This is a genomic window from Methanosarcina baltica (assembly GCF_055394095.1).
Window position 1 is genome coordinate 2,780,864 of sequence record NZ_AP042463.1, and the last position, 24,276, is coordinate 2,805,139.

At 42.6% G+C, this 24,276-nt stretch carries 24 protein-coding genes and 1 pseudogene; 19 read left to right on the forward strand and 6 right to left on the reverse strand.

The features are described 5' to 3' along the window. Positions 1-35: 35 nt before the first annotated feature. A complete protein-coding gene (locus tag ACZ5QV_RS12310) occupies positions 36-1,271 on the reverse strand; it encodes an MgtC/SapB family protein (RefSeq protein WP_464600081.1) in 1,236 nt (411 codons plus the stop codon). 233 nt (positions 1,272-1,504) lie between these two features. Beyond that, on the reverse strand, positions 1,505-2,173 hold the full coding sequence (locus ACZ5QV_RS12315; protein ID WP_464600082.1) for a metallophosphoesterase: 669 nt from the start codon (positions 2,171-2,173) through the stop codon (positions 1,505-1,507). A gap of 590 nt (positions 2,174-2,763) precedes the next feature. Here ACZ5QV_RS12315 and trmY point away from each other — a divergent pair. From trmY to ACZ5QV_RS12355, 8 genes are all read left to right on the forward strand, one after another. Beyond that, the gene (gene trmY, locus ACZ5QV_RS12320) at positions 2,764-3,405 is read left to right on the forward strand and encodes a tRNA (pseudouridine(54)-N(1))-methyltransferase TrmY (RefSeq protein ID WP_464600083.1); all 642 of its coding nucleotides are present in this window, start codon (positions 2,764-2,766) and stop codon (positions 3,403-3,405) included. Between the two features lie 139 nt (positions 3,406-3,544). After that, a complete protein-coding gene (locus ACZ5QV_RS12325) occupies positions 3,545-4,843 on the forward strand; it encodes a tRNA pseudouridine(54/55) synthase Pus10 (protein ID WP_464600084.1) in 1,299 nt (432 codons plus the stop codon). Between the two features lie 584 nt (positions 4,844-5,427). Then, the gene (locus ACZ5QV_RS12330; protein WP_464600085.1) at positions 5,428-5,724 is read left to right on the forward strand and encodes a 50S ribosomal protein L21e; all 297 of its coding nucleotides are present in this window, start codon (positions 5,428-5,430) and stop codon (positions 5,722-5,724) included. Positions 5,725-6,634: 910 nt separating this feature from the next. After that, a complete protein-coding gene (locus ACZ5QV_RS12335; protein WP_464600086.1) occupies positions 6,635-6,988 on the forward strand; it encodes an RNA polymerase Rpb4 family protein in 354 nt (117 codons plus the stop codon). Between the two features lie 598 nt (positions 6,989-7,586). Next, a complete protein-coding gene (locus tag ACZ5QV_RS12340) occupies positions 7,587-8,303 on the forward strand; it encodes a DUF655 domain-containing protein (protein ID WP_464600087.1) in 717 nt (238 codons plus the stop codon). 126 nt (positions 8,304-8,429) lie between these two features. Then, entirely contained in the window at positions 8,430-9,266 is an 837-nt protein-coding gene (gene rsmA, locus ACZ5QV_RS12345; RefSeq protein ID WP_464600088.1) for a 16S rRNA (adenine(1518)-N(6)/adenine(1519)-N(6))-dimethyltransferase RsmA, read from the forward strand. A gap of 27 nt (positions 9,267-9,293) precedes the next feature. Beyond that, a complete protein-coding gene (locus tag ACZ5QV_RS12350; RefSeq protein ID WP_464600089.1) occupies positions 9,294-9,920 on the forward strand; it encodes a HemK2/MTQ2 family protein methyltransferase in 627 nt (208 codons plus the stop codon). A gap of 183 nt (positions 9,921-10,103) precedes the next feature. Further along, complete coding sequence (locus ACZ5QV_RS12355) at positions 10,104-10,358, forward strand: DUF2769 domain-containing protein (protein WP_464600090.1); 255 nt, start codon at positions 10,104-10,106, stop codon at positions 10,356-10,358. Between the two features lie 163 nt (positions 10,359-10,521). Here ACZ5QV_RS12355 and ACZ5QV_RS12360 read toward each other — a convergent pair. After that, a pseudogene (locus tag ACZ5QV_RS12360) lies at positions 10,522-11,898 on the reverse strand (monomethylamine:corrinoid methyltransferase). Positions 11,899-11,921: 23 nt separating this feature from the next. After that, positions 11,922-12,575 carry a methyltransferase cognate corrinoid protein gene (locus ACZ5QV_RS12365; protein ID WP_464600091.1) on the reverse strand — a complete coding sequence of 218 codons (654 nt, stop codon included), beginning with the start codon at positions 12,573-12,575 and terminating at the stop codon, positions 11,922-11,924. A gap of 1,039 nt (positions 12,576-13,614) precedes the next feature. Between ACZ5QV_RS12365 and ACZ5QV_RS12370 the strand changes: the two genes are divergently transcribed. The 4 genes from ACZ5QV_RS12370 (at position 13,615) to ACZ5QV_RS12385 (ending at position 17,177) form a co-directional block, all read left to right on the forward strand. Next, on the forward strand, positions 13,615-14,505 hold the full coding sequence (locus ACZ5QV_RS12370; RefSeq protein ID WP_464600092.1) for a hypothetical protein: 891 nt from the start codon (positions 13,615-13,617) through the stop codon (positions 14,503-14,505). 264 nt (positions 14,506-14,769) lie between these two features. Then, entirely contained in the window at positions 14,770-15,006 is a 237-nt protein-coding gene (locus tag ACZ5QV_RS12375) for a hypothetical protein (protein WP_464600093.1), read from the forward strand. Between the two features lie 193 nt (positions 15,007-15,199). Further along, positions 15,200-16,660, forward strand: a complete 1,461-nt coding sequence (locus ACZ5QV_RS12380; RefSeq protein WP_464600094.1) for a WD40 repeat domain-containing protein — start codon at positions 15,200-15,202, stop codon at positions 16,658-16,660. A gap of 112 nt (positions 16,661-16,772) precedes the next feature. Then, complete coding sequence (locus tag ACZ5QV_RS12385; RefSeq protein ID WP_464600095.1) at positions 16,773-17,177, forward strand: inorganic diphosphatase; 405 nt, start codon at positions 16,773-16,775, stop codon at positions 17,175-17,177. Positions 17,178-17,258: 81 nt separating this feature from the next. On the opposite strand, the gene ACZ5QV_RS12390 is transcribed toward ACZ5QV_RS12385, so the two are convergent. Beyond that, positions 17,259-17,495 carry a YegP family protein gene (locus tag ACZ5QV_RS12390; RefSeq protein ID WP_464602106.1) on the reverse strand — a complete coding sequence of 79 codons (237 nt, stop codon included), beginning with the start codon at positions 17,493-17,495 and terminating at the stop codon, positions 17,259-17,261. 238 nt (positions 17,496-17,733) lie between these two features. On the opposite strand from ACZ5QV_RS12390, the gene ACZ5QV_RS12395 reads away from it, so the two are divergent. Both ACZ5QV_RS12395 and ACZ5QV_RS12400 read left to right on the forward strand, forming a co-directional pair. Continuing rightward, the gene (locus ACZ5QV_RS12395; RefSeq protein ID WP_464600096.1) at positions 17,734-18,105 is read left to right on the forward strand and encodes a hypothetical protein; all 372 of its coding nucleotides are present in this window, start codon (positions 17,734-17,736) and stop codon (positions 18,103-18,105) included. 388 nt (positions 18,106-18,493) lie between these two features. Continuing rightward, complete coding sequence (locus ACZ5QV_RS12400; protein WP_464600097.1) at positions 18,494-19,000, forward strand: hypothetical protein; 507 nt, start codon at positions 18,494-18,496, stop codon at positions 18,998-19,000. A gap of 511 nt (positions 19,001-19,511) precedes the next feature. On the opposite strand, the gene ACZ5QV_RS12405 is transcribed toward ACZ5QV_RS12400, so the two are convergent. Beyond that, positions 19,512-20,099: a hypothetical protein gene (locus tag ACZ5QV_RS12405; RefSeq protein ID WP_464600098.1), complete on the reverse strand. Its 588-nt coding sequence runs from the start codon at positions 20,097-20,099 to the stop codon at positions 19,512-19,514. A gap of 447 nt (positions 20,100-20,546) precedes the next feature. Between ACZ5QV_RS12405 and ACZ5QV_RS12410 the strand changes: the two genes are divergently transcribed. The 5 genes from ACZ5QV_RS12410 to ACZ5QV_RS12430 all read left to right on the forward strand — a co-directional run bounded on the left by ACZ5QV_RS12410 (position 20,547) and on the right by ACZ5QV_RS12430 (position 24,224). Beyond that, positions 20,547-20,900 carry a hypothetical protein gene (locus ACZ5QV_RS12410; protein ID WP_464600099.1) on the forward strand — a complete coding sequence of 118 codons (354 nt, stop codon included), beginning with the start codon at positions 20,547-20,549 and terminating at the stop codon, positions 20,898-20,900. A gap of 103 nt (positions 20,901-21,003) precedes the next feature. Continuing rightward, complete coding sequence (locus ACZ5QV_RS12415; RefSeq protein ID WP_464599431.1) at positions 21,004-22,668, forward strand: IS1634 family transposase; 1,665 nt, start codon at positions 21,004-21,006, stop codon at positions 22,666-22,668. Positions 22,669-22,991: 323 nt separating this feature from the next. Then, positions 22,992-23,279 (forward strand): hypothetical protein, encoded by a 288-nt coding sequence (locus ACZ5QV_RS12420; protein ID WP_464600100.1) that lies wholly within the window; start codon positions 22,992-22,994, stop codon positions 23,277-23,279. Between the two features lie 134 nt (positions 23,280-23,413). Then, complete coding sequence (locus ACZ5QV_RS12425) at positions 23,414-23,647, forward strand: hypothetical protein (protein ID WP_464600101.1); 234 nt, start codon at positions 23,414-23,416, stop codon at positions 23,645-23,647. Continuing rightward, entirely contained in the window at positions 23,640-24,224 is a 585-nt protein-coding gene (locus tag ACZ5QV_RS12430; RefSeq protein ID WP_464600102.1) for a DUF6338 family protein, read from the forward strand. Before ACZ5QV_RS12425 ends, ACZ5QV_RS12430 begins: the two co-directional genes overlap by 8 nt. The last annotated feature ends 52 nt before the right edge of the window (positions 24,225-24,276 follow it).

Below are 24,276 nucleotides of genomic sequence, written 5' to 3' on the forward strand. Positions count from 1 at the left end.
TAAGTCAGGCTCCCCTATATTTTTCCGTTAGTTCTTCAGATATTGTTCAGATAATAACTCCATAGAACAAGGGCCAGAAGCCCCACGGAGGCGAGCAGCCCGAACCTTTTTTTTGCCAGGGAATATAGTTCCCCCGACCCGGAAATCTTTGTAAGGAGTATCTTATTTAAGGTGCTTATGAGGCTTGCAAGCACGGCCGTGTTCGCGGCGGTCGTATAGGAAATGCTCCCGTTTACTGCAAGGAGGGCAACCGATACGATAACTCCGGAACTGCTCACAAAGGCCCCAAGGGCGGTTGCGTAGACCCCGGCTGTCCCTGCCACCTGGTTTGCAGAGTTTCCCAGGATAAGGATCAGGGTAAAGGCCAGCCCGAACTTGAAGGCCGGGCCGAGGGAAAAGGGGGACTGGATCGAAAGCCCCTCCTCTCCCGTGAGGCAGAGTTTTTTGTTTCCCTTCAGTACTATTAAGATAGAGATGAGTATGACCGCTAACTGGGGGGGCAGCATCAGAAAGGTGGTCTTGCCGCTCGGGTCCACAATAAAGGCAACCAGGAGGTTTCTGAGGAGCATTGCGGTATTGCAGAGCAGGATTCCCTTAAAGACGGGGGCGGTCATAGCTTCACTTTTCTTTGAAATCCCGGCCAGGGCCCCCGTGGTGGCTTCACTGTTCACAAACCCACCCAGGGTTCCCGAATAAGAGAGTCCCCGGGAAGCCCCGAATTTTCTCAGGAGCACGTAACTCGAAAAACTGACTAGGGATACGAGGACCACTATCATGAGGCCGGATTTCAGGTTGACCAGCCCGAAGAATTTATTGTCTGGCATTACGGGGTAGAGAATGAAAGCAACGGCAAGAAACTGCGTTGCGTTCAAAAGTTCCTCTCTGGAAAGGTTTTCTGCAAACCTGTGCATGGGCTGTTTTTCCAGGAGGAGGAAAGCCAGCAGGATGGCACAGACAATCGCAAAAAGGCAGTAGTCGTAGCCTACGAGTACCCCCAGCAGAAAGGTCAGGAAAAGAGATATCGGGCTGGTTACTCCTATGCGCTGGAAGAGAAATATTTTTGAATACGCTATGATACATGAGATTGCCGCAAAAAAAAGGGCCGTTATGTAAAGCAATTCAGGCCCGTTAGAAAGGGCCACAAAGGCGGAAAGCATGCCTGTTACGCAGGTTATTGCGAAAGTCCTGACTCCCGCAAAGATATCATGTGCCTGGCTCCGATGTTCCCTTTCAATTCCTATAAGTATCCCTATAAGGAATGAAATTGCCAATTTTTTAAAAAAATCCAGAATTACTGGGTCAAAACCAAATTCCTGTACGATATCCGTGATAATACCTCAGATGGTTATATGTAACAGTTTAAGTATTTAAATTATTTTAATACTTCGATTCCCATTTTTGGACTTTGTACTGAAAAAGTAAAAAGAGGACAATAAAAAGGATGAAAATGTAAATAAAAAAAGAGATGGGATTAAAAAATAATGGGGATATCCGGGCCCGTGGCTTAGACTTCTATCAGTTCTACTTCAATGGGCTTTCCGTCTTTCTTTTCGGCAAGGGTAATCAGGGCGCAGGCCCCCTTACTGGCTTCCCCTGGGTTCACGATCACGGCTTTTCCTGCTTTTTCGATACCTTTTGCCTCATGGATGTGCCCGCAGATGATAAGATCCACTCTGTCCGCAAACTTCCTTATGGCGGCACTTCCCACATGCCCGCAGGAAATTTCGTCACAGGCTCCCTGAGGAGGAGCATGGGTCAGGAGTACTATGGGTCCACATTCCTCTGATTTTTCCGCCGAGCAGACCAGACCCTCAAGGGTTTCTTCGATTTCCTCTTCCGGGAGCTCAAAGGGGGTTTCAAAGGGAGTGGGGTTTGAGCCTCCAAGTCCTATAAAGCGGACGTTCCCGAGGTTTTCAGCCCGAGCGTGCAGGTTCGTAGCCTTTGATTCATCGAGCGTTTTCAGGATGCTTTTGAGGTCGCAGTTCCCGGGAATCGCGAACACCGGTTTATCAAATTTGTCAAACATCTCAAAAAGTTCTTTAACCTGCTCGTCAGGCCCGAAATTGGTCAGGTCCCCTGCTATGACAACGAGATCAAAGTCTCCGGCTTTTTCAAGCATCGATTTGATTTTTGAATATTTTCCGTGGAGGTCGGAAATAGCGAGTATCTTCATTTTGTCCCACCTGAGTAATGCCCTGTATCTGATTCTTATTTTCGGGTCCTGTATCTGGTTCTTATACTCATACAGGATTATAAATCCGAATTATATTGGATTATTGCCTTTCATTTTGACGCGAAAATTCCGAATTTTGCTGATGGCAGTTCTCTGTTTAATTCTTGCTGTGTTTTTGTATGAGGAGGTGTTTTGTGTGTGCATTCAAACCACGGAACACACGGAATACACGGAAAAAGAAGGCCGGAAGACGGCAAGTACGGTTGCCCTGTCGTTTTGTTCACAGTAAATTCTGAATCGATGATTTAAAATCCCGGCGTACTCACCGGCCGCAGGCCGGTTTCCGTGTCTTTCCGTGTGTTCTGTGGTTGAAAGTCCTCTTGATAGTGATTCTAAATAGAAATCTTTAAAATTCCGAATTTTAAAGCTGGGTGAGTATATTTCCGGATTCTGTATCTGATTCTTATTTCTGGATTCTGTATCTAATTCTTATTTCTGGGTCCTGTATCTGATTATAATTTTCAAGTCATAATCCGTGTCCATGAACATGCACACATCTTTTATATCCCTTCCGTAAATATAATGCCTCCATGCGTGATATTGTAATCATAGGGCACAAAGCCAAAACGAGCAGTGATTTTTCCTTAAATGACCTTCCGGGAGCCGCGGGCCGGATGGACATTCTCTGCCGCTGCGTAAGTTCAGCTCTATTCCTCTCTTTCGGGATGAGGCGGGACGTAAACGTGCACCTTCTGTTGCTGGGGGAACCTGACCCCGAAAAAATCATCCGTTTTGAGGGCCAGTATTTGAGGTACCTCAACCCGGACGAAAGAAGCAGTGGCTCTCTCATAAACAAGGCCCTCATGAAAGAGGCTTCTGATATCTATGTCCGTTCTACCCCAGGGGTATGGATCCGCAGGGGAACCCTCAAAACCCTCCTGGACCAGTTTGAGGGCCGTTCCATTTATTACCTCAGGGAAGATGGAGAAGACATCCGGGAGGTCGTAGAAACCTTTTCCGATCCCGTGTTTGTCCTGGGAGACCATACCGGGGTTACGGAAGAAGAGGAAGCGGAACTCCTGGAGGCCGGGGCAAAAATTATATCCGTGGGCCCTATATCACTTCATTCCAACCACTGCATAACCCTCATCAACAATGAAATGGATCGGGTTGAAAACATTAATGCAGGCACAGGCGAGCAAGATTTAAAAACCGATACGGTAAACGAATAAGCTTATACCGCAGGTATACATTCAGTGGCATATTCGGAATTCACTAATTCAGACACTCACTTCTTAGTTATCAACCCTTATACATTCATTTCAGAGCATTCATGTTCGTTTTACAGAATTCACAAAAAGGGAGCAACCGATGGACATCATTGAAATTTCCAGAAAAATATTAGAGGAAGGTCCGATCTGCGACAATTGCCTGGGCCGGCAGTTCGCAAAGTTATCCACAGGGCTCACTAACCGGGAGCGGGGGCAGGCTGTCAAACTCACGCTTGCTCTGGAAGGGGACCGGCTCTACAAAAGCGAAAACGACGATTCCCTCCTGCAGGACCTTGTCCCATGCAGTGTTTTTGCAAGAAAGGTTCTCAGGCTTCAGGAAGAGGACGAACAGTGCTGGGTCTGCCTTGACCTCTTTAAAAAACTCGATTTCTGGGCCGAAAAAGCTGCCCGGATTCTTGAGGGCCTTGAGTACTCGACTTTCCTTGTGGGCACGAAGGTGAGCGGGCTTCTCAGTGAAAACGAGGAGATTCTCTGGGCCGAGAGCGGGACCACCCATGCCGAGCAGTTAAAAACTGAGGTAAACCGGGAGGTCGGAAAGAGGATTGCCGAGAAGGTGGGAAAAGATGTCGCTTTCGAGAACCCCGATATCATGATAACCCTTGACCTGGCAAAGGAAACGCTGGACCTTCAGGTCCGTTCTGTCTATATCTACGGCAGGTACAGGAAAATTGTAAGGGGTATTCCCCAGACCCGCTGGCCCTGCCGCAAATGCCATGGGAAAGGCTGTGAGAGTTGCAACTTTACGGGCAAACAGTACTCTGAGTCCGTGGATGAGCTTATGAAGGCCCCCGTGGTCGAGGCTTTTGAGGCTGTAGATACGGCTTTCCACGGTGCGGGCAGGGAAGATATCGATGCTCTGATGCTGGGCACGGGCAGGCCTTTCGTGGTGGAGGCAAAGAGTCCAAAACGGCGGAACTTTGATCTTGCGCAACTAATGCGGGAGATAAATGAAAACGCAGCTGGAAAGGTAGAGGTCAGGGATTTCAAATTCGTTTCAAAGGGTGTTATTGAAACCCTTAAAAGTTCGAAGGCGGATAAAGCTTATAAGCTTAAAGTTACATTTAAAGAGCCTGTTTCAGAGGAAAAGCTTAAATCCTGCCTTGATACTCTTAGCGGTGCTGAGATTGCCCAGCAGACCCCCCAGAGGGTGATGCACAGAAGGGCTGATCTTGTCAGAGACAGGCGTGTGCACAGGATGGAACTCGATGAGTTTTCAGAGGCTGGAGCCCATATCACCGTGCATTGCGCAGGCGGGCTCTACGTGAAAGAGCTGGTCTCCGGGGATGAAGGAAGGACAGAACCAAGCCTCACCGGACTCTTAGGAATCCCTGCAACGGTCGAGGAACTTGACGTTATCGATGTCGATGTTGAAATCTGATGTCCTGAACTGGCCCGGTCATGTTGACCGGTTCTTTTAACCGGTTCCGGGATCTTTCCAAAGCGGATGGCGATTTGTAAAGTTAAGACTCTGCAATGGAACAAAGTTTAAATTGGATCTATTTCATTTATCGGAATTTCATTTAAATGTCAACTACCCCTCCCTAAAACCTTCGCCTAATGGCTCAGGTTTTTGAGGAAGGGGCTTGCTTCGGTAAGCCCTAGTTGGATAGCCTTTCGTTATACTGGTCATGATATTCGAGGATACTCCACACGTTCTCGGAGATTTCGATTTGGATTAAACATCCCTGAGAGGTAGGGGAAGTGTTCAGGTCATTAACAAGCCAGTATAACAGTGGCGATGTGGACCCACTCCTGCAAAGGAGGACAGAACATAAGGTCACTGTCAAACAACATTAAAGTCCCCTGTTAAACAAAAAATGGGGGCCTTAGTCTCGACGCATTCATTTCCCACCTGTCAGTTCCTCCAAAGTCGGAACTGTCGAGGAAGGAGTCTTCTGCTGTCTGAGATAAATTACTAATAAAAAACTCAAGTATTTGAGCATTCTAACGGAGGAAAAAGCGATGACAAATTCACATGGTGAGAGACGCTGCACAAGGTACAAGTTACAGAAAACAGTTCGTGAGAGAGGTATTTCCCCTGTTGTCAGGTCAATCCAGGAATTCGAAGAAGGGCAAATGGTCCACATTGACATCGACCCGAGCATCCAGAAAGGCATGCCTAACGCCAAGTTCCAGGGTTCTACCGGAAAAGTAATCAGCCAGCGCGGACGCGCATACCTGCTTAAGGTGAGAGACGGAAACGCAATGAAAGAAGTTATTTCCCTGCCCGGCCACCTCAAACCACAGAAATACAACTAATTCAACAAATTAAAATGTCAGGCAATCTGAATGTCGGGTCTTAAAAGCTCGACGTTTGGATTTCAGTCCTGCCGGTTTTCAGCCTGTATAGTCTCTTCGTTCTGACCGGCCTCTGGGTATATTTTATATCATAACTTTTCTATTCCGGAGTCCCGGCAAAGAATAGTTTCCAGAGAGGATGCACTATGGAGAGAACATAATGGAAACAGGTTTGAATTCCATCTTTTTGGATTTATAATTTTAATATTGAGCTGAGCAGTGCTTTGATATTTTACTGGCCGATGGATTAATTGGTCTTCAGGGTAACGTACGAATACCAGAGCAATAATCTCGAATTGGTCGGCCATTGATCCAGCACTCATCGAATATAATCTGCTCAATGTCCGTACCGGTTGATATGGCTGCCCCCTATTGACCCTGCCCTATTAATAACCAGGTCCATTTATATTCGGTTAAGGATTTTGTTTACCCTAAATTGACTCCTCGTGTTTTAACAGCATATCGATTTCCAATTTTGTAGTTGACGGAAAATATGATATAAATAACACGTTTGTAATCATTCGTATCTTAACCGATGACCAATGTAACCAGGTCTGGTTTGTAGCTCGACGATTTAATATATCAGACTTTTTGCCCTGGCCGTATCTAACGGTAAATATTTGAAAACAGCGATGACCTTTAAAAAATGTTTTATAGTTGTTTGAAAACATCTATAATTATATATTCTTTATCGGACATATACTTGAATATTGTCAAAGAAAAGTAATTCCAAACATATTCAAGGTTTTCAATATACGCTGAAAGGCGGGGCATGAAGACGAAATATGATCCGGACAGGATGGAAGAGGGTACGGGCAGTTTGTATAATTAAACTGAATTCTATCTTTTAATTAGAAAAGAGTGTATTCCAATGATAGTAAAGAATGTCCTGAGTGAAGAATTACTAACACTTGCCGAAGTCAAGGAATTGCTGACCGAAATAATGGAGGAACGCAGAGAGAGGGACCTGGAGGTTGGATACGAATTCAGAAAATCCCTTCACCACGCAGACCTCTTTGCAAAGACCGGGGGGGAAAAATCCCGGGAACTGGTAAATAGACTGCTTGAACTGGAGAAAATGAGGCCTGTTATTGCAGTTCGGATCACAGATCTCACGCCCCGGTCCCGCGATGAACTCAGAGCAATTTATACGAAGGAAAAGTACACCCTGAGTAATGAGGAACTGGATCAGATTCTGGAATACGTAGCTGAAGCAATAGATTAAACTACAGCTTTAACGAGCAGGCGGGAAGTGGGGGCATCCCTTTCCTGAGCCTTCAGGCTAAAATTTTAGCCACGGGATTAGTTCACATTAGCTTTGGCTTAAATTAGCCAATTAAATTAGCCATAGGGGTTTGAGATTCATTAAGGTCGGAACCACTTGAAGGTCAATTACCTCTACCTAAAACCTTTGGTTTTAGAGTAAGGGGTTTGCTTCGGTAAGCCCTGGTTGAATAGCCTTTAGCTATGCTGGTCATGATATTCGTAGATACTCCACATGTTCACGGAGATTTCGACCTGGATTAAACATCCCTGAGAGGTTAGAGGGGTATTCAGGTCATTGACAGGCCAGCATAACATTGGCAATGTGGTCCCACTCCTGAAAAGGAGACCAATACTGAAAATGTATTTGTCAAAAAAGCAACAGAAGAAGCGGCAAGAATCTTGACGTATTCATTCCCTCACTGCTATTTCCGGAAAACCGGAAATTCGAGGACGGGGACTCCCCCTTATGCTAATGGATATAAAATAATCCTTAAGGTGAAATCCTTCTGGATTTTCAATCATTAATGTAGTTCGATGGATTAATTGGATGGGTGTTGATGAAAGCAGATAGATCACAGACTGGAATTCCTCATGCGGGCAGGTCTAATAACGAAAAGTATTCTTCGGGCAGACACCCGACAGGCAAAAATCATCCTGATAGAGAGTCTCGCTCATCCAGAAAACCAGGAGGCGGCACGGTAGAAAGAGAGGAATACGTCTGGGTGCTTGATTATCTCCCCTACGGGAAATCCATAGATACTATGTCCTTAATTCAAAAAAAGCCGCTTGTTCAGGCAGTGGGTGATAAAAAATTCACACTCATGGAACTTGTCCCCAAAAACGGGGTAGTCCCTGAAATCCAGTCTAGGGTTTACATAGGTACCAATGACCGGGATGTCATAGACCATGTAAAGCAGCGGATCGGTTATGAGGACCTGACCCATGGGGCAAACCTCGAACTTCCCTTTATTTTGGAGGCCTGCGTCCGGTACCATGAAGAAAGGCTTGTGAAGTTTTTCAATGAGGCTCACTCCATCACCACCCGCCTGCACATGCTTGACCTCCTGCCCGGAATCGGGAAAAAGCTCATGTGGGCCGTCATCGATGAACGTAAGAAAGGGGAATTCACGAGTTTCCAGAATATCCACGAAAGGATCCCGTCCCTGCATGATCCCGCAAAGCTTATCTCCCACAGGATCGAGGAAGAGCTCAAGGACGATTTCATTAAGTACAGGCTCTTTACCCTTCCTCCGCGCCAGCAGAGACACGATTGAGTGAAGAAACCTTCGGGACTTTGCAGAACTTTGAATAGTATCAATTCAGTCTCAATCAACTTTCAATCCCGTTACTTTTTTAAAATTTAATTTTTTATTAACTTACTTTTTTAGGAGGCTTGTATCTTGGTCCGCTCAATTCTTAAGAAATACCGTATAAAGGGAGGCACTTTTGACCAGCACTTCCTTATCGACACCGGCTACCTTGACCGGATAGTGGCTGCGGCCGAACTGGGGCCGGAGGACACTGTCCTTGAAATAGGGGCCGGGATAGGGAACCTGACCGAAAGGCTGGCCAGACACGCAAAAAAAGTGATCGCAATCGAACTCGACCCCAGGCTGGTCGAGGTCCTGCAAGATCGTTTCGGGGATGTTGAGAACATCAAAATCATCCACGGGGACGTCCTGAAAGTAGATTTCCCGGAATTTGACAAGGTGGTCTCGAACCTTCCATATTCCATCTCTTCGGAAATCACCTTCAAGCTGTTTCGCCACCCCTTCAAAATGGGGGTCCTCATGTACCAGTACGAGTTCGCAAAGCGCATGGTCTCTCCCCCCAACTGCAAGGACTATTCCCGCCTGACTGTGAATACCTCTTACTTTGCCGAGGCCTCCATCCTCATGAATGTCCCCAAAGAGGTCTTCCAGCCCGTCCCGGAAGTGAACTCCGCTGTAATAAAGCTCGTCCCCCGTCCCTCTCCCTTTGAGGTCAGAGACGAGACTTTCTTTCTGGACTTCGTGACTGCTGTCTTCAGTCAGCGCCGAAAGAAACTCAGAAACGCCATCCTGAACACGAACCACCTCCTCAGGATCCCGGACGTTAAGGAAGTCGTAAGCCAGCTCCCGGCTGAGTTCCTTAGCAAAAGGCCCGAGAACCTCGAACCCGGAGAACTTGCCGAGGTGGCGAACCGGATATTAGAATTAAAAGCAAAATCCCGGCCAGAACCTGAATTCGAATCCTGAACCTGACCCCGGTCCTTTTGAGAAATTATGGTAGAAATTAAGTATAAAAACGTGACGGTGAAGCTCGGCCCCGAAGACCTGGTCTACGAGCCCGCAGAAGACTCTTTTTTGTTGGCCGACGCAGCTCTCGAAGAATTCAGAGAACGCGGAAAAGTCGGGCCAGGAATGCGTGTCCTGGAGGTAGGGGCCGGTTCCGGTTTTGTCTCGGCCGTTCTCAGGGCCGGCAACCCTTCCGTCCGGGTGCTTGCGACTGAGATTAACCCACATGCCGCTCGCTGTGCGAAAGAGAATGGGGTAGAAGTTATAAGGGCCGATATGTTCAAAGGTCTTAAGTCAGGGGGTACGGGCGGGCTTTTTGACCTGATTCTCTTCAATCCGCCCTACCTTCCCACCTCTGGAGAGGAGAGGGTTTCCGGCTGGCTGAATTACGCTTTTGACGGGGGGGTCAGCGGGCGGGAGACCCTGGACCGGTTTTTAGATGAGGTCAGGGATTATCTCAGGCCGGGCGGGAAAGTTCTCGTGCTGATCTCTTCGATTACGGGGGTAAAGGAAGTGAAGGAGAAGATGGAAGGCATGGGGTTTGAGGTCGATATCGTGGGGAGGAAAAAGGTTTCTTTTGAGGAGTTGATGGTTATCAGGGGCCGGGTTTTGTGACCTGATTTTTTTTCGTAAATTTAATCATTCGTTTTTTTTGAGTATTTTATGAATTTCCCTCTAATTTTTCTATTTTTTCAGGCCCCGACCAGATCCCGGATAAATATTTGAAACCCAAACGTCAATATTCATATTGAAGGGCTCTATTATTATTCGGACTTTTATAAATTAGGAGGAGATTTTATGGACACGGAAATGAGTCATAAAAGGGTACAAAAACAGGAAGAAATGGTTCTATCGCTCTGTATCTGCCAGGAATGCCCTTCCTGGGTGGAATGTGGTGAAAAAGGGGGATATTGTTTCGGGACTATCGGAGAGAGCACATGTATCACTGAAGAAAAAGGTTGTATCTGCTCTGACTGTCCGGTAACCAACAAATCCGGACTTGAATTCAGGTATTACTGCACGCGGGGCTCTGCTAAAGAACAGGAAAAATAATTAAATTATTAATATATATCTCGGAAGGGGGTGATGCAGGCCACCCCTTCCTTAAGCAGATCATAAATTTTTAAGGAGGATGCGACAGGTTCAGGTAAATCAAAGAAAACCGAAAAGTTCCTGAACCTGCTAATTTCGAAACCTGAAAAACCCAGAACCTGGCTCAGAATACAAGACCGAGGTCTTCGAGTTTCTTCCTTGCGCCGTCGTAGACCTGGACGTACTCGTCGGTTGGTGTGACGGTCATAACGTCATAGCATTCCTGGAAGGTCTTTCCTTCAGGGGCTTTTGCGTAGTCCTTCTCGTAGAGGCCGACGAGCTTGTTGAGGATACCGTTTACTTCGGTGATATCCATGCCTGCGGTTGCTCTTGCGACTTCTCCCATCATCCTGGCTTCCATACCTGTGGTCTTGTCAGTAACAACACCTTTTGCGGCTGCGACTCCGGAGAGGATTTCACGGCCTGAGGCTGTGTCAGTCATGGACTGGGCGGAGGCTTCGAGGAGGCACATCTCGGTACATGGACCAGCGCATGGGTAGTACTGGTTTCCGGAGAGGATGTCTGTGAACTCGGAGATTGTTGCACATGCCCAGCCTGCGATTGTCAGGGTTTCCCTGGTGTTGGTTGAACCCCAGCGGATGTGGACAGGCCCGTCAAGGTGCCAGCTTGCGCTGCTCATGACGAAGGCGTTGATGTGGGTTGCGATGTCCACTATGGCCGTCTCTTCAATGCCGCCGGCGTATCCGCCGAAGATTGGCATCTGTTCGTCCATGATGATGTCGCTGTTCCCCTTGTAGTGGGCGATAACTGCGATTGCATCGAGGTCGATCTTCAGTTCATTTAACTGAGAGACTTCGTGGCTGTCGGAGGAGATCTGGCCGCCGTAGCAGTCAGAGGCAATGTTTCCCTGAGCGGAGAGGGAAGTCTCGGGGCCCTATATGCCCATACCGGGGCGGCCTGCAAGGGCTGCTGCCTGCTTGATGAGCCTGGTTTCGGTCTTGGCTGCAAGGACTTCGTAGGGGCTTCCCGGAATTGGGGGCTTGCCACGAACGGAGGTCATGACCCCGTCCACAATGGTGTCTACTTCCTTTTCAAGGGCGTAGCTCATGTGGACTGGCATGAAGACTTCTTCGGAGATAGGGGACCCGGTAGGACCGCCCTGGATGATTGGCTTTCTCTTATCGCCAATGCTTCTCTTCTTGAACTTTACTGAGTCCCTGCCGGTTCCTAACTGGAATTCCGTCTTGATGTTGTTGAGGGCATCCCAGATCTCTTCTTCGGTGTACTTGACGATCCTGTGGGTGTCGGTACAGTAGATACCGCAATCAAGGAGCATCTCGAATCCGGCCTTGAAGAGATTCTCCATCATGCCTTTGTCGGTAGGGATGATCTCGTTCTTGAAGTCAATCCCGTACTTCTGCTTGAGTTCCATGGACTTCATGGGGATTGTCATGAGATCCCAGTCGTCCTGGGTGCACTTCTCGCCTTTTTTCGCACGGTCATAGAATTCGTAGCAGTCAAATGAGTTGGTGAACGTCATATCAATATCTCCTGTGTCTACGATTATTCCATGATCTTAAGTGCTACCTTTGCGGCTTCTGCAGCGTTTTCTGCGGTTGCGTCTGCGCCGATTTCTTCGATCCAGCCGTCGGATACGGGTGCGCCTCCGAACATGCACTTTACACTGTCTCGGAGGTTTTCTTCCTTGAGCAGGTCCATGAGGTCCTTCTGGCCGAGCATGGAGGTGGTCATGAGAGCTGAACCGACAAGGATAATCTTTTCTCCCTTGTGCTTTGCAACTTCTTCAACGACAGTCTCGTTGAGGACGTCAGTGCCGAGGTCGATGATGTCAAAGCCATTTGCGCCGATCATGGTGGTGACAAGGCGGTGGCCGATGTCGTGAATGTCTCCTTCTGCAACGAAGGTAATTGCGGTTCCGGTTTCGTCTCCTTCAACCCTGTTCTTTGCAAGTTCAGGGGTGAGGATTTCCATTGCGCCTTTCATTGCCTTTGCGGACATCATGATTTGAGGCAGGAATATCTCTGCGGCTTCGAACTTGTCCCCGATGATCTTCATCCCAACGGAGAGACCTTTTGAGATAATATCAAGTGCTGAAATCCCGTCAGCAAGAGCTTCATTTGTTAATTCCACACAGCCAGATATGTTCTGGTTTACGATTGAATCACGAAGCTTGTCGAAAATTTCTTCATTTGCCATTTTTGAATCATCCTCTTTCTTTTACATTTTCAGGTATTTACATCTTAAATTATATCTCACTCATCCAACGGAATCTTTCTACCTGTCTAATAATATATATATATTTCGCAAAAACTTTCAGTATTTTTAAAACAAGTTTATTCCCAAATAAACAATATATGAAATCCTCAGAAATCCAGGATTTTTTGAATCTGTTAATGAAAAAAGAAAAATGAAAAACCTTTCAATCTTTTGCAGCAGGAGTTCTCTTCCTTAACATTCCGGTTTTACCAGGAATGATAGGTGGAGGTAGTTGACTTTTGCTGTACTTTTTTCAGAGCGTCATTTTCAAGCAATTAAACTTTTTAATGCAAACAAAATTACAGGCATCACATGGTATTTTAATATCTATATAAAATTCAATGTAATTGAATAATATCATAATAATTAATATTTCACGGCGTTTATGTTAAGTATCGAGAAGTCGTAAAAAAGGTTGTAGGTTGAAAGTTAATGGGTTTTCTTTCAATCTCAGGGTTGGATCATCGATAGGAACCGATGGCGCGAAACAGAGGTTCCTGTCATCTACTTCTTAGTTATGTTTTGATGTCTACTTTTTTACATGGTTTTACACCTATATAGCACTTTTGATATTTTTGTCAATTTTATATCATTTTTTGGAACTGTGTGGAAAAAGCTCTTTTCTATGTGGTTTTTTCGAAAAGGCCTCACTTCGTGCGTACAGAACATAGAGTGTGACAGGAAATTATATCATTAATTGCGGAAACGCTATCCTCTCCATTTGTGGTAATCCTACCAGGATGTGCGTTATTTTCCTGATTCTCGTTCTCTTTCCACTCTTTTCAGGGTTCATATAATTAAAATGTAATGGTAACACTAATAACCCCATAATTTCATAAAGTAATCCTGGAAACAGAAGCCTGAATTAAGTATAACCAGAGGTCAACTACCCCTGAGCTAAAGACTCAGGGGTTTCCTGCTGCGTTCTTATGAATTCTTAGAGGAAATTCCAGATAAGTTAAAGGAAGGACACAAGAAAATGATTTCATTAAGTGAAGTAGACTCTGTTGATACAGGCCTTAGCTCGGTGGAGGAAAGGGACGAAAGCCGGGTATTTCAGGCCCTTGATTCTCTGAACGGAATTGCGGCCGAATTTCTTGAAGCAAATGAAGAAGCAGACGCGGAAAGGGTGGTCCACTGTATCGAAAAAATCGCGGTGGCGGCCGCGGCCGCGGAAATGGAACTTGTTGCGATCAATTCCACGTTGTCTTTCGGAAACCTTGCAAAGGCTGCGACTGAAAAAGGTTTTGAACCGGTGGTCAAAAAATGCGTTCTGGCAATAGGGGAAGTCGGGAAAACGGCAGCAGAACATGAGCTTGAGGCAGGCTCAAAGGTTGCGGTCACGACCCTCATGGAGCTCTGGAAAAACCCTGCCCTGCGAAAGGAAAGGGACGAAACGATCACCACGGCTCTCTTCCTGAAGGAAATCGGGGTGGTTTCGGCTCGAAAAGGCCAGGAAGAAGCCGTCAGCAATGCCTCCATCTTCCTGGGGGAAATCGGGATACAGGCTATAAAAATGGGCCTGGAAAGTGAAACCTTAAGTATCCTCGTACTTCTCGAAGAAATAGGTGACGAAGCATCCAAAGCCTACCTGGACGAGGGCCTGAGCAAAGCCGCTCTTGCGGTGGAGGAAATAGGTAAACTTTCGATTAAGAAAAAGCTGGAACCTGCAATGCTCCAGAGCCTGAGGGCGCTTGAAGCCTTCCGGGCTCAGGCCGAAGAAAAAGTCCTTACTAACTCCGATATAGTGACTGATGTTGCTCTTGAGACCTTTAAACCCTTCCAGGGGCTCGACAGCAGCGAAAACATTGATAAGATTCGGGAAATAAAGGAATTGCATGAAAAACTTGCATCCGAACTGGAGGCATGAGGGACCGGTTCCGTTACCTCTTATTTTTTCATACAAACAGATTACAGAAAAAACATAAGATTAATATTATAGTTCAAACATAAAGTATATGTGTATGCAATGCATATATTAAAAATATATAAATATAGCAGGTGTGTGGAAATCCGGAATAAAGGAAAAATATCTTATTAAAGGGAAAGCCGGGCTTTGGCCCATAAAATACAGATAAAATAAAATAATTAATAATAGGAAATTCCTTCGTTTTTAACGGAGTGACGATATTCAATGGATGAAGAATCTGACGATCCTGCTGATAGTTATAGTTTGTTTAAAAAGTATTGTTTGAAAACCGTTCATGTATTCCTTGCCGTTGTCCAGTTTTCATTTTTTATCTTTATGATAATCAAATTCGCAAATAGCTCCCCGGAAACCGGCCTGCTGTTTATGTTACTGGCATACAGCTCTGCATACATATACTATAAAATTGACCAAAAATATCACGTTGAGAATTTCTCAACGTAATCCTTTTTTCTCTTTTCGAAATCAATATCTCGGTTTCCAATCCCTGGGCCGACTTTATGTGTTATAAGGCATATACCAAATTCTTATAATGTAGGGTCATCTGTATTGATAAATGGGCCCTGGTAGAGAAAAACCATGGTCCGATCGTTTGAGAGTAAATACTTTTTATGCTTATGAAGGGGCGCTCTTTGGAATGAAATTATTTTTTATCTTTGGCCTTCTCCTCTTTGTTTTAGGAACTGCTGCGGCAGCTGAAGACCTGCCGCTGGAAGAGGGCACAAACGAAAGTGAACTTGAAGCTTTTGAGCTGCTCGGGATCTGTGAAACAGGCTCCATTGTCAACAGTATCGCACTTTCCGAATATGGGGAATACGCTGTGACGGGCAGCTTTGACCACAATGTTTCTTTCTTTGACAGGCAGGGAGAGAAACTCTGGGAATACGGGACGGGCGATCTCGTATATACAGTTTCCATGTCATCGGACGCTTCCCGCATTGCTGCCGGGAGTAACGACAATAGTGTTTACTTCTTCAACCATGGAGGGGAACTGCTCTGGGATTACGAAACAGGCGGCAATATTAACAGCGTGGCCGTTTCTTCCGACGGTTTCTACATTGCGGCCGGGAGTGACGATAAGCATGTCTACTTCTTTAACCGGGAAGGGGACCTGCTCTGGAATTTTACCTGCAGGGATGCGGTCCGGAGCGTTGCGGTTTCGAGAGACGGTTCTTACGTGACCTCCGGGGATTCCGGCCATTTCGTATATCTCCTCAACGGAGAGGGGGTAAGGCAGTGGGAGAAAAAGACGGGCAGTGTAATCAATACAGTATGCATGACCCCGAGGGCTTCCTATATCGCATCGGGAGGCTCCAATTACAACGTTTACCTTTTTGACCGGGAAGGGGAGTTTTCCTGGATCCATAAACCGGAATACTGGATCAGCAGTGTTTCTTTGAGTTCCGATGGCTTTTACCTGGCATCCGGCAGTTTTGATAACAAAGTCTACCTTTTCAACAGGACCGGGGGAATACTCTGGGATTACGATACCGAAGATACCGTATATAATGTGGCCGTGGCCCCCGACACCTCCTATATTGCAGCCGGAAACTGGAACGGTAGCCTTTATGTGCTCGGACTGGAAGGTCAGGAACTCTGGCACAAGGGGCTCTGGCAGAACGAAACCGGGGAATGCATTAACAGCATCTCGGTTTCCCTGGACAGTTCTACACTTGCGGCCGGAGGAAACGGCGGAAAGGTCTATCTTTTTGGCCGAAACCGGACCGCTTTTTCGGTCCTGCTTGAAGACGATTCGTTTTTACCCCCAAAACCCGTTGAAAAGGAGCCTGAAATGCCGATAATCCAGGCAGTGGAGATAAACGAAGTCGGGGCAGAGACCGGCGGCGTTGAAAATAAAGTAGAGGTTTCATCTTCAGTGGGAGAAGGGGCTGAAAACAACCGGGAAGGAAAAGATGTGCTTTCTCTTTCGACCGGAGACCGCATAAATATCCTTAAAGACCTTCTGAAACCTTTCATAGTCCCACTGTTTGTGCTGGGGCTGCTTTCCGTATCGGTTGTGTTCCTATTGAGGAGACGGAATGCCCGTAAATGGGATGCAGTTTCGGAAATTGCCGTTTCCGGAACTGAGGAATCCTGAAAAATATTTAAAGTCGCAATAGAAAAAAAATCATTAAAGTCTTGCCGGAGCAAAAAATGTTTCTATTTCCGTTTCCGGTTTTATAATTTTTTGAGGAAAGGCCCCGATTTTCATGAAAATCGTTATCGAAACCCCTAAATACAGCTTTTTTAAGTACAATAAAACTGAAAGCGGCTACAAAATAGCCTTTTTTTCCCCTATTCCCACTATTTTCAATTACGGCTTCATTGAGGGCACAAAAGGCCCGGATGGGATGGAAGAAGATGTAATAGTACTGTCTCCTCGCCTCCCTCAGGGAAAGGTTCTCGAAAGGGATCATTTTGACGGTCTGGTTAAATTTTGGGACGACTCCTGCCGGGACGATAAAAAGATCGTTTATATAAGTGGTTTTCGGTCCCCTGCCCTGCTTTCCGCCTATTTCAGAACGTATGCCCTCTTCAAGGTATTTCTCTATCTTCTTAGCAGGAAAAAGCTGACTGAATGCAGGTTTGAAGGTATCATTTTTGAAAAAAAGTGAATCTCAAAAAAATAAAAAAATGAAGGTGGGTGATAAACGAAGAAAAAACTGTATTTGTGTCAAATTGTATGTGTGTCAAACTTATGTGTGTGCTATTTCCGGCTCTTCTACCTCTACTTTTCCTTCAAGTTCGATTATTTCTGCGATAGGTGCGTTTTGTTTTACCGATTCGATGCCTTTTAGACAGTTTTCTTTATTTTTGTAAGCCTGGCCTATAGCAATAATCTGGCCGTTTCTCGCTTTCAACCTGAAGCGGTATCCCCCACTTATATCATGGTATATTTCAAACTTAGGTATACTATCCCCCCGCCAATCTATACATTAATTCGAAACTTCAAAAACCAGGGGTTTTAGTAGCAATATCTCCCCGGTTTCAATATATGATTTTCATCCATTAATATATTTATCATTTTAAAAATTATAATTATATATTTTACATCATCTATAATGTTTACCGGGCTCTACCAGACCTCAAAAAAGATAATAAGAAACTTAAAAGTGAATTTTTCCACTCTCTGGAGCTATTTTATATATTTTCACTTTCAAAGCTTAGTTTATGTCCGAAAGTAAGCTTAAGAACACGATCACAAGGAGTTTTGAAATTCAGGATTACAGGCTTGAGGGTACGGAACTTTCCGGATTCTGGGCCGACCTGGTAAGCAAGGAAGAGCTTACGGTCGAGATTAACTACAGGCCGGAACAGAAAGTGGCCTTTTCTCCGGAGGAAGTGGAAGCTGTCAGCCAAAAAATCTGCCGGAAATGCGACTTTTTCCAGGCCGAGGTCCCCGAGAACATAAAGTGTGAGGCCACTTTTAGAAACTTTGGGGATCAGGTATATGCAGCACAGCAGGAACCTTTTATCCCGAAGGCCGGAGAACTCGACGAAATCAAGGTCATGTACCGTTTCTACGTTGCTTATCATGTCTAAAAAAAGGTGCGGGGTTTTCCCGGATTCCTTTTTTAAATTTCTTTTTTGAGTTTTTGATACAGCCCTCTGTCTGATAAGAATGCTTTTTATAATTGGGCTAGCGCTGGAATCTTTTTTTTGCAGTCATGACCGGCTTTCTACTACACGCCGAGTTCTTCCGGGCCGCTTAATCTCCTTCTTACGATCCGATAAGGGAATGTGAGCTTCTAAGGAAATGCATGGCTGCCGGTTGGATCTTGAATCTTAAAGTTCAGTGGCTCATTATATTGAAAATTTCAGAATTTTGGGGTAAGAAAAGGGGGTATAAAGTTGCCACCGTGGAAAGTTTAGTGATTATAATAAAAGCATTTCCGTAATGTTTAAATTCTCTTTTAAAGACTTACATAAAATGAATTCTACAGCGTTATTATTAGATATTAACTCTTATAGGCTAATTGATTGGTTTAATATCTTTGGATCTCTTACGGCTTTCATGTTATCTTTTTTAAAGATAAGAGAATACTATCAAGATCAAATAAAGTTAAAAATTGATATAAAATCAGCATATTTCACCACAGCGCCTTTAAGTGACTATGGTGGTGTAGGTGGTACAAAAGTTGATTTTCTAATAGATATAAGAAATAAAGGCAAACAACCAACAACTATTTCAAGAATTGATTTTTACTCAGATGACTCACGTTTTACTAACTTAAAATTAAATAATTTGACAACCCGTCATTCTTCTTTTGAACCTATCAGAGTTGAAGCAAATGATAGAATTGAACAAGACATATTCATAAAAAAAGAATTGATATATTTAGAAAATTGCAAAGATTTAAACTGTACTCTGAAATTTGAAACCAGTCACAAAACTATTACAAAAAGGTTGACTGTGCCTAAAAAAAATGACTTGTGATCTTGTTCTTACAATCTTAGGACTTACGCAGTTGAACAAAAAACCAGTAGCATGAAGCATCAAACTGTCTAAAGCACAATATTCATGACAAGCTCTCATGTGCTTGTTTTTTCATCTAAAGTGCGTAACTCATAAATCTGACTGGCTCGTGCTCGATTTTTTCATTCTTTGTGGCAGTTGTCAGGCGTTGATGCCTCAAGGGCAGCAGCCGCTTCCATCTACTACAATCCCCCTTTCTTTCTTCGCCTTTCACTTTGGCAGACTCCCGGATTAAAAAAAGCAACTATTGAAAAGTAGGCCAGGGTCCCGAGGACTGAAGCCGCAGAAGGTTATTTTTGATTAATATCAACGAATCTAGGGAAAAGTATTCAAGAGTTCCTGTATCAAAAACTAACAGTCAGAAATAATTAACCCCCATTGATTTGAACTGAATTGATTGATACGCTTTTATTTATTTTCAGCCTCATGCAGCTGATTTTAAGAGGTTTTCTACAGAGCTTAATAATCTATATTAATTTTGAAAGAATGTCGAGAGGGCAAGGATGAATGGGTTTATTGTTTCCATACAATCTTTAGCAGATTGAATAAAAGATTTAAACACTTTTGTATATTCATGCGTTCCTTTTGTTCTTTCTAATTCATCAATTTGACTTATTAAATTTTGCTTTTCCTCTTTGCTACAATTAAGATCAATATTTTCCCTTAGTTTCTCAAAGACGTTAGTTTCATTAATTGAATCAATGATTACGTTTGTGGAAGAGTCAGGTGAATTTATATTAATCCGTGAATTATTCCCTTCTACATTATATATTGTAGAGTTTTTTACTTCTTTTTTTACTTTTGTTTCTTTTTCTACTTTTACTTGATAGTGAGCCTTAAAACTACCAATAGGGCCTTTATAACCCCTGTCAATTACAAGATATTTTTCTTTTAAACCATTAGGAAGTATTCTTTTAATTTGATCTTCTTCTTCAATAGGTATTGACACATCGTCAATAAGTATAGTGTTCGTTTGAACAAGGGCACGAATATTTCTAAATAGTTCTCCGTTTTTTTTGATTAAAGTAACTTCATCATTCATAAAATGCGTAAAACTCATAGAAATTCCTCACCTTACTTATAGTATAGGATACTCTGCATATAATCTTGTTGTGTAATTACAGAAACTTATACTTTGATTTGGTAAAAATGATGAAATAAGGCGATAGAAAAGAATGCGGGATTGAGGTAAGAGCGTGTCTTAAAATTCAATTTGATTATACAATTGGGATAGGACTCATGTATTTGGACAGAAAAACGGTAGAATTGAACCGTTAAATGTCTAAAGTGTAAATTTTAACCACGATGTCTAATGCATTTGACTTTATGCATCGAGTGAATAAGTACGATGTAATTAATTTGCTAAGTGGACTTCAGATCAACAATGCGTACTATCCAAATGTAGAAATTGCTTGAATTTTAAGACAGCCTCTAAGAGAATAGAGAGAAGAAGAGTTTTAGATCTCATTAATGTAATTAAACGTTATAACTGTAGGAAAAATATTTTATGATAGATGTGATTGGATATATAATCGGAATAACAGGGGTAGCTTTAGCTGTATATTCTATTATCAAACAGCAAAAACTTGAACAAAGAATTAAAGAAAAGGAGAAATTAAAAGTATTTTCGAAAAAAATTCAAACAAGTTTAATCCCCCGAATTGATAGAATTATTGATACTATTAATAACCCAACAACTAATGAAGATTTATTGGATCAACTAAAAGGTCTAAGCCAAGATATTGTTTCTGAGGCCTTCGATGAAAAAAAAGATACTATTAGGATTAATACTCAGCTTTCAAAGAAGAGCTATTTTTGCCTTGATTTGCCACAAAAATCAGTGGCAAGGAAGATCCGTTAAAAAAAATATTTGTAAGGCCTAAGTTCTAAATTACATTTAAAAAGCCTATTGTATCTGTTTTTTGAAGAAATATCTTTATATACGTAGAACCTAAATTTATATCATGGTTTTTTTAAAACAGAAAATAATCAACGGTAAAAAATACTGGTATATTATTAAAACTGGCAGAATTGATGGAAAAGTGAAAACTATATTTCAGATATATTTAGGCAATGCCGAAAAAATATTTGAAATGAAAAAACAGAGTGAATCATTGCCCTACATGAAACTGAAATCTTTTGAGTACGGCAAACTTGCCGCACTTCTTCATGTGAATGAAGAGCTTGGATTCGTTGACATAGTGAACAAGCACACTATGAAAAAATCAATCGATGGTTTAAGTGTCGGAGAGTATCTTTTACTTGATATAGTGGGGAAATCTCATGGAGTTTTAAGTGAAAACGGTATTGGGGAATGGTTCAAAAAATCGGCCTTATCTTTTAAGTGGAAATTCCCTCATAAATTAAATTGTCAGAATTTTTTGAATCATATGAATTACATTGATTCCGACACAATGAAAAATATTGAAGACGATTTGTGCCGAGTTCTCATCGAAAAAGGACTAACCCCTTCAGTACTGTTTGTGGATGAATCAAACTGGTTCACTTATGCTACCAATTATGATGAAAAAAGTGAATTGCTTCATAAAGGGTATAACAAAAAGCATCGTAAAGACAAAAATCAGGTATCTGTAGCGCTGGCTGCTAATGATTACAACTTACCTTTTATTCACGAGACATATCCAGGAAATGTGCATGATTCAGAGGAATTTTCAGGTCTGGTTGACAAAATAGTAAACCGTCTAACCGAATTGAATATTTGTTCGGAAGACCTTGTTCTTGTTTTTGATAAGGGAAACAATTCAAAGGACAACATTGAAAAAGCAACTTCAAAGATGAATTTTGTAGGGGCTGTAAAAGCAAATCAGGCAGATGATCTTCTTGAAGTGCCATTATCTAAATATCAATTTTTATATGAAAGCTCAGAAGGCCACAAAATTTATGGCTATCGGACAAAGCATCAGTTTTACGGGACAGAATTTACAACAGTAATTACTTTCAATGAAGGAACTCACAAACTTCAAAAAAGAACTTGTGAGTCAAATATGTCAAAAATAACTGAGAATCTGGAAGACCTACAGAGGAGACTGGAAAGCAACAGAGGAAAAGCAAGAAACAGGAGCAGTGTAGAAAAAGAGGTTGCAGACATTATTATCAAAAAATACAGAAGTATGGTGAAATATGAAATTACTGATGCTCCTGAAGGTAAGAAAAAACCTCAGTTAAAGTTCTGGATTGACGAAGAGAATAAAAATAAGCGCGAAAATTCATTAGGAAAAAATATACTATTTACAGATAAGCACCGTTGGCACACTAAAAAAATTGTGCAAACATACAACAATAAAGGCGCTATAGAGGATGATTTTAAGCTATTGAATGATCACCTGCTTGTCCCTGTGGGACCGGTGTACCACCACAAAGATGAAAATATCAAAGTTCACGTATTTCTGTCTATAATTGGCTTACTTTTCTACAGATATTTAGCCTGGGAGACAAAGAGATATGGTCTTTCTATGAGAAGACTAATTGAAAATTTGTCCGAAATTAGGCTGGCAGTTATCCAGGATAAAGAATCAAATAAGTGTAATATTATTCTGGAAGAGATGAGTACAAAGCAAGCATCATTATTTTCTTTCTTGAACTTGGGTAATTACCTGCCACCCCAATAAAAACGTCATCAGTAGGATTATTCATTCCTTAGGCCCACACAAACAAAGCCGCTTGATAACGGAAAAACATGCATCTTTGAAAGTAAAGTAATACTGAAACTAGAATCAAATTAAAAGAACTATCCGAAAGTACAAAAGAAAAAGATCATGAAAAAACAAGAACCATTTCAAATGAAAACAAAGAATATATAATCAAATGCCTTAAAGAAGGTAAATGTAATTATATCTGTATAGATTCCTTTGTTCCTAATGGAAACATTTCGTATTCAATAGATAATGACATTTTATTAGGTATCAAATACATACTTCTCAATTTAGATGAATTGGAAAAAGAGTTCGGCAGTATAGTGGAAGAATTTAAACCGGGTTTATTTGGAAATTTAAGAGGTTGTAGTGTAAATATATTTAAATCAATAGTGGATCATGCTATTGATTCAAAGGTAATCTACCTTGATATTACAACGTTTGATAAGTCGAGTAATATTGGATTGTGGATATATAATGAGGTTCTAGGGTTGGATGTATTAACATCGCATTTAACTGAACTGGTAGAATTTGATGAATCTCTCAAGAATTTAAGTGAAAAACTTGTAATGATGAGTTACACATAATTATTTGTTCCCCTTTGCCAGAAAGAAAGGTTTGATCTGGTTATACTCTTTTTGCCAGCCCGGCCCGGCTGGATCTTGAGGCTCAAGGGGAAAGGGGTGGGTTTCGGGGGATTGAGCTATTGCGGCGGCTCTTTATGTTGGAGACTTCAGACAATCCTTCAGGTAAAGAGTGTTTAAATACCTGCGAGATTAACTTGGTTATAAAAATAGGTAATTTGCGAGGTGGTATTTTGACGGATTCTTCTAAAAAAGATCAAACGGAAAGAAATTTTGCTATTTTTACACTTGAGACTAAACATTCTGAAAAATCTAAACCTCCAACTCCACAACCTAAACCAATAAATAATAAATCTAAAAACCATGACTAACGAAATTATAGAAGCTGTTGTATTCCTGATCCCTGGATTTTTATTTTTTGAATGTTTTAGAAAATTTTCAGTTATTGAGACGGAATTATCTGATAGACAGTATTATTTAATCTGCTTATTTCTCAGTTTTTCAATACATACAGCGTATTTTTTTCATTTAGGGATAGCATCTGTTCAAGAATTGGGAAGTAATCTGTTTGAAATTGAAACCATTTTTAAACTATTTCTGATTTGCATTCTACTTGGAATTTTTAGTGGATTTGTGGGGAGATATGTTATTTATCCCCATCATAAGCCTATTTCACAAGATGTTTGGAATACTTCCCTGAAAAAGCAGAGTAAAGATGGAGCTCCTTACGTAACTGTCATTACTTCGGATAGTTCTGAGTTTGAAGGAAAGTTACTATGGTTTTCACACAGGAAACATGAGCCCAGAGAATTAGTTCTTGAAGAACCCACTCAAATAATACGGGATAAGGATATGAAAGCAGTTTCTGAGATAAAACGTGGGACTGAAATTCTTTTTACGCAAGGAGATATTAAAAGAATAACATTTAATGACGATACAAGAAAATAGGTGGTCCATTTGTATTCGGTTGACATTATTTTTAATAATCAGAACGGGGCTT

Bases quoted from the DNA above. Each gene is read 5' to 3' on its own strand.
- ACZ5QV_RS12425 (WP_464600101.1), top strand. From the start codon at position 23,414: ATGTTGGAGACTTCAGACAATCCTTCAGGTAAAGAGTGTTTAAATACC.
- ACZ5QV_RS12330 (WP_464600085.1), top strand. From the start codon at position 5,428: ATGACAAATTCACATGGTGAGAGACGCTGCACAAGGTACAAGTTACAG.
- ACZ5QV_RS12315 (WP_464600082.1), bottom strand. From the start codon at position 2,173: ATGAAGATACTCGCTATTTCCGACCTCCACGGAAAATATTCAAAAATC.
- ACZ5QV_RS12410 (WP_464600099.1), top strand. From the start codon at position 20,547: ATGATAGATGTGATTGGATATATAATCGGAATAACAGGGGTAGCTTTA.
- trmY (WP_464600083.1), top strand. From the start codon at position 2,764: ATGCGTGATATTGTAATCATAGGGCACAAAGCCAAAACGAGCAGTGAT.
- ACZ5QV_RS12415 (WP_464599431.1), top strand. From the start codon at position 21,004: ATGGTTTTTTTAAAACAGAAAATAATCAACGGTAAAAAATACTGGTAT.
- ACZ5QV_RS12405 (WP_464600098.1), bottom strand. From the start codon at position 20,099: ATGAGTTTTACGCATTTTATGAATGATGAAGTTACTTTAATCAAAAAA.
- ACZ5QV_RS12375 (WP_464600093.1), top strand. From the start codon at position 14,770: ATGGATGAAGAATCTGACGATCCTGCTGATAGTTATAGTTTGTTTAAA.
- ACZ5QV_RS12380 (WP_464600094.1), top strand. From the start codon at position 15,200: ATGAAATTATTTTTTATCTTTGGCCTTCTCCTCTTTGTTTTAGGAACT.
- ACZ5QV_RS12400 (WP_464600097.1), top strand. From the start codon at position 18,494: ATGAATTCTACAGCGTTATTATTAGATATTAACTCTTATAGGCTAATT.
- ACZ5QV_RS12340 (WP_464600087.1), top strand. From the start codon at position 7,587: ATGAAAGCAGATAGATCACAGACTGGAATTCCTCATGCGGGCAGGTCT.
- ACZ5QV_RS12365 (WP_464600091.1), bottom strand. From the start codon at position 12,575: ATGGCAAATGAAGAAATTTTCGACAAGCTTCGTGATTCAATCGTAAAC.
- ACZ5QV_RS12430 (WP_464600102.1), top strand. From the start codon at position 23,640: ATGACTAACGAAATTATAGAAGCTGTTGTATTCCTGATCCCTGGATTT.
- ACZ5QV_RS12350 (WP_464600089.1), top strand. From the start codon at position 9,294: ATGGTAGAAATTAAGTATAAAAACGTGACGGTGAAGCTCGGCCCCGAA.
- ACZ5QV_RS12325 (WP_464600084.1), top strand. From the start codon at position 3,545: ATGGACATCATTGAAATTTCCAGAAAAATATTAGAGGAAGGTCCGATC.
- ACZ5QV_RS12335 (WP_464600086.1), top strand. From the start codon at position 6,635: ATGATAGTAAAGAATGTCCTGAGTGAAGAATTACTAACACTTGCCGAA.
- ACZ5QV_RS12370 (WP_464600092.1), top strand. From the start codon at position 13,615: ATGATTTCATTAAGTGAAGTAGACTCTGTTGATACAGGCCTTAGCTCG.
- ACZ5QV_RS12355 (WP_464600090.1), top strand. From the start codon at position 10,104: ATGGACACGGAAATGAGTCATAAAAGGGTACAAAAACAGGAAGAAATG.
- ACZ5QV_RS12385 (WP_464600095.1), top strand. From the start codon at position 16,773: ATGAAAATCGTTATCGAAACCCCTAAATACAGCTTTTTTAAGTACAAT.
- ACZ5QV_RS12395 (WP_464600096.1), top strand. From the start codon at position 17,734: ATGTCCGAAAGTAAGCTTAAGAACACGATCACAAGGAGTTTTGAAATT.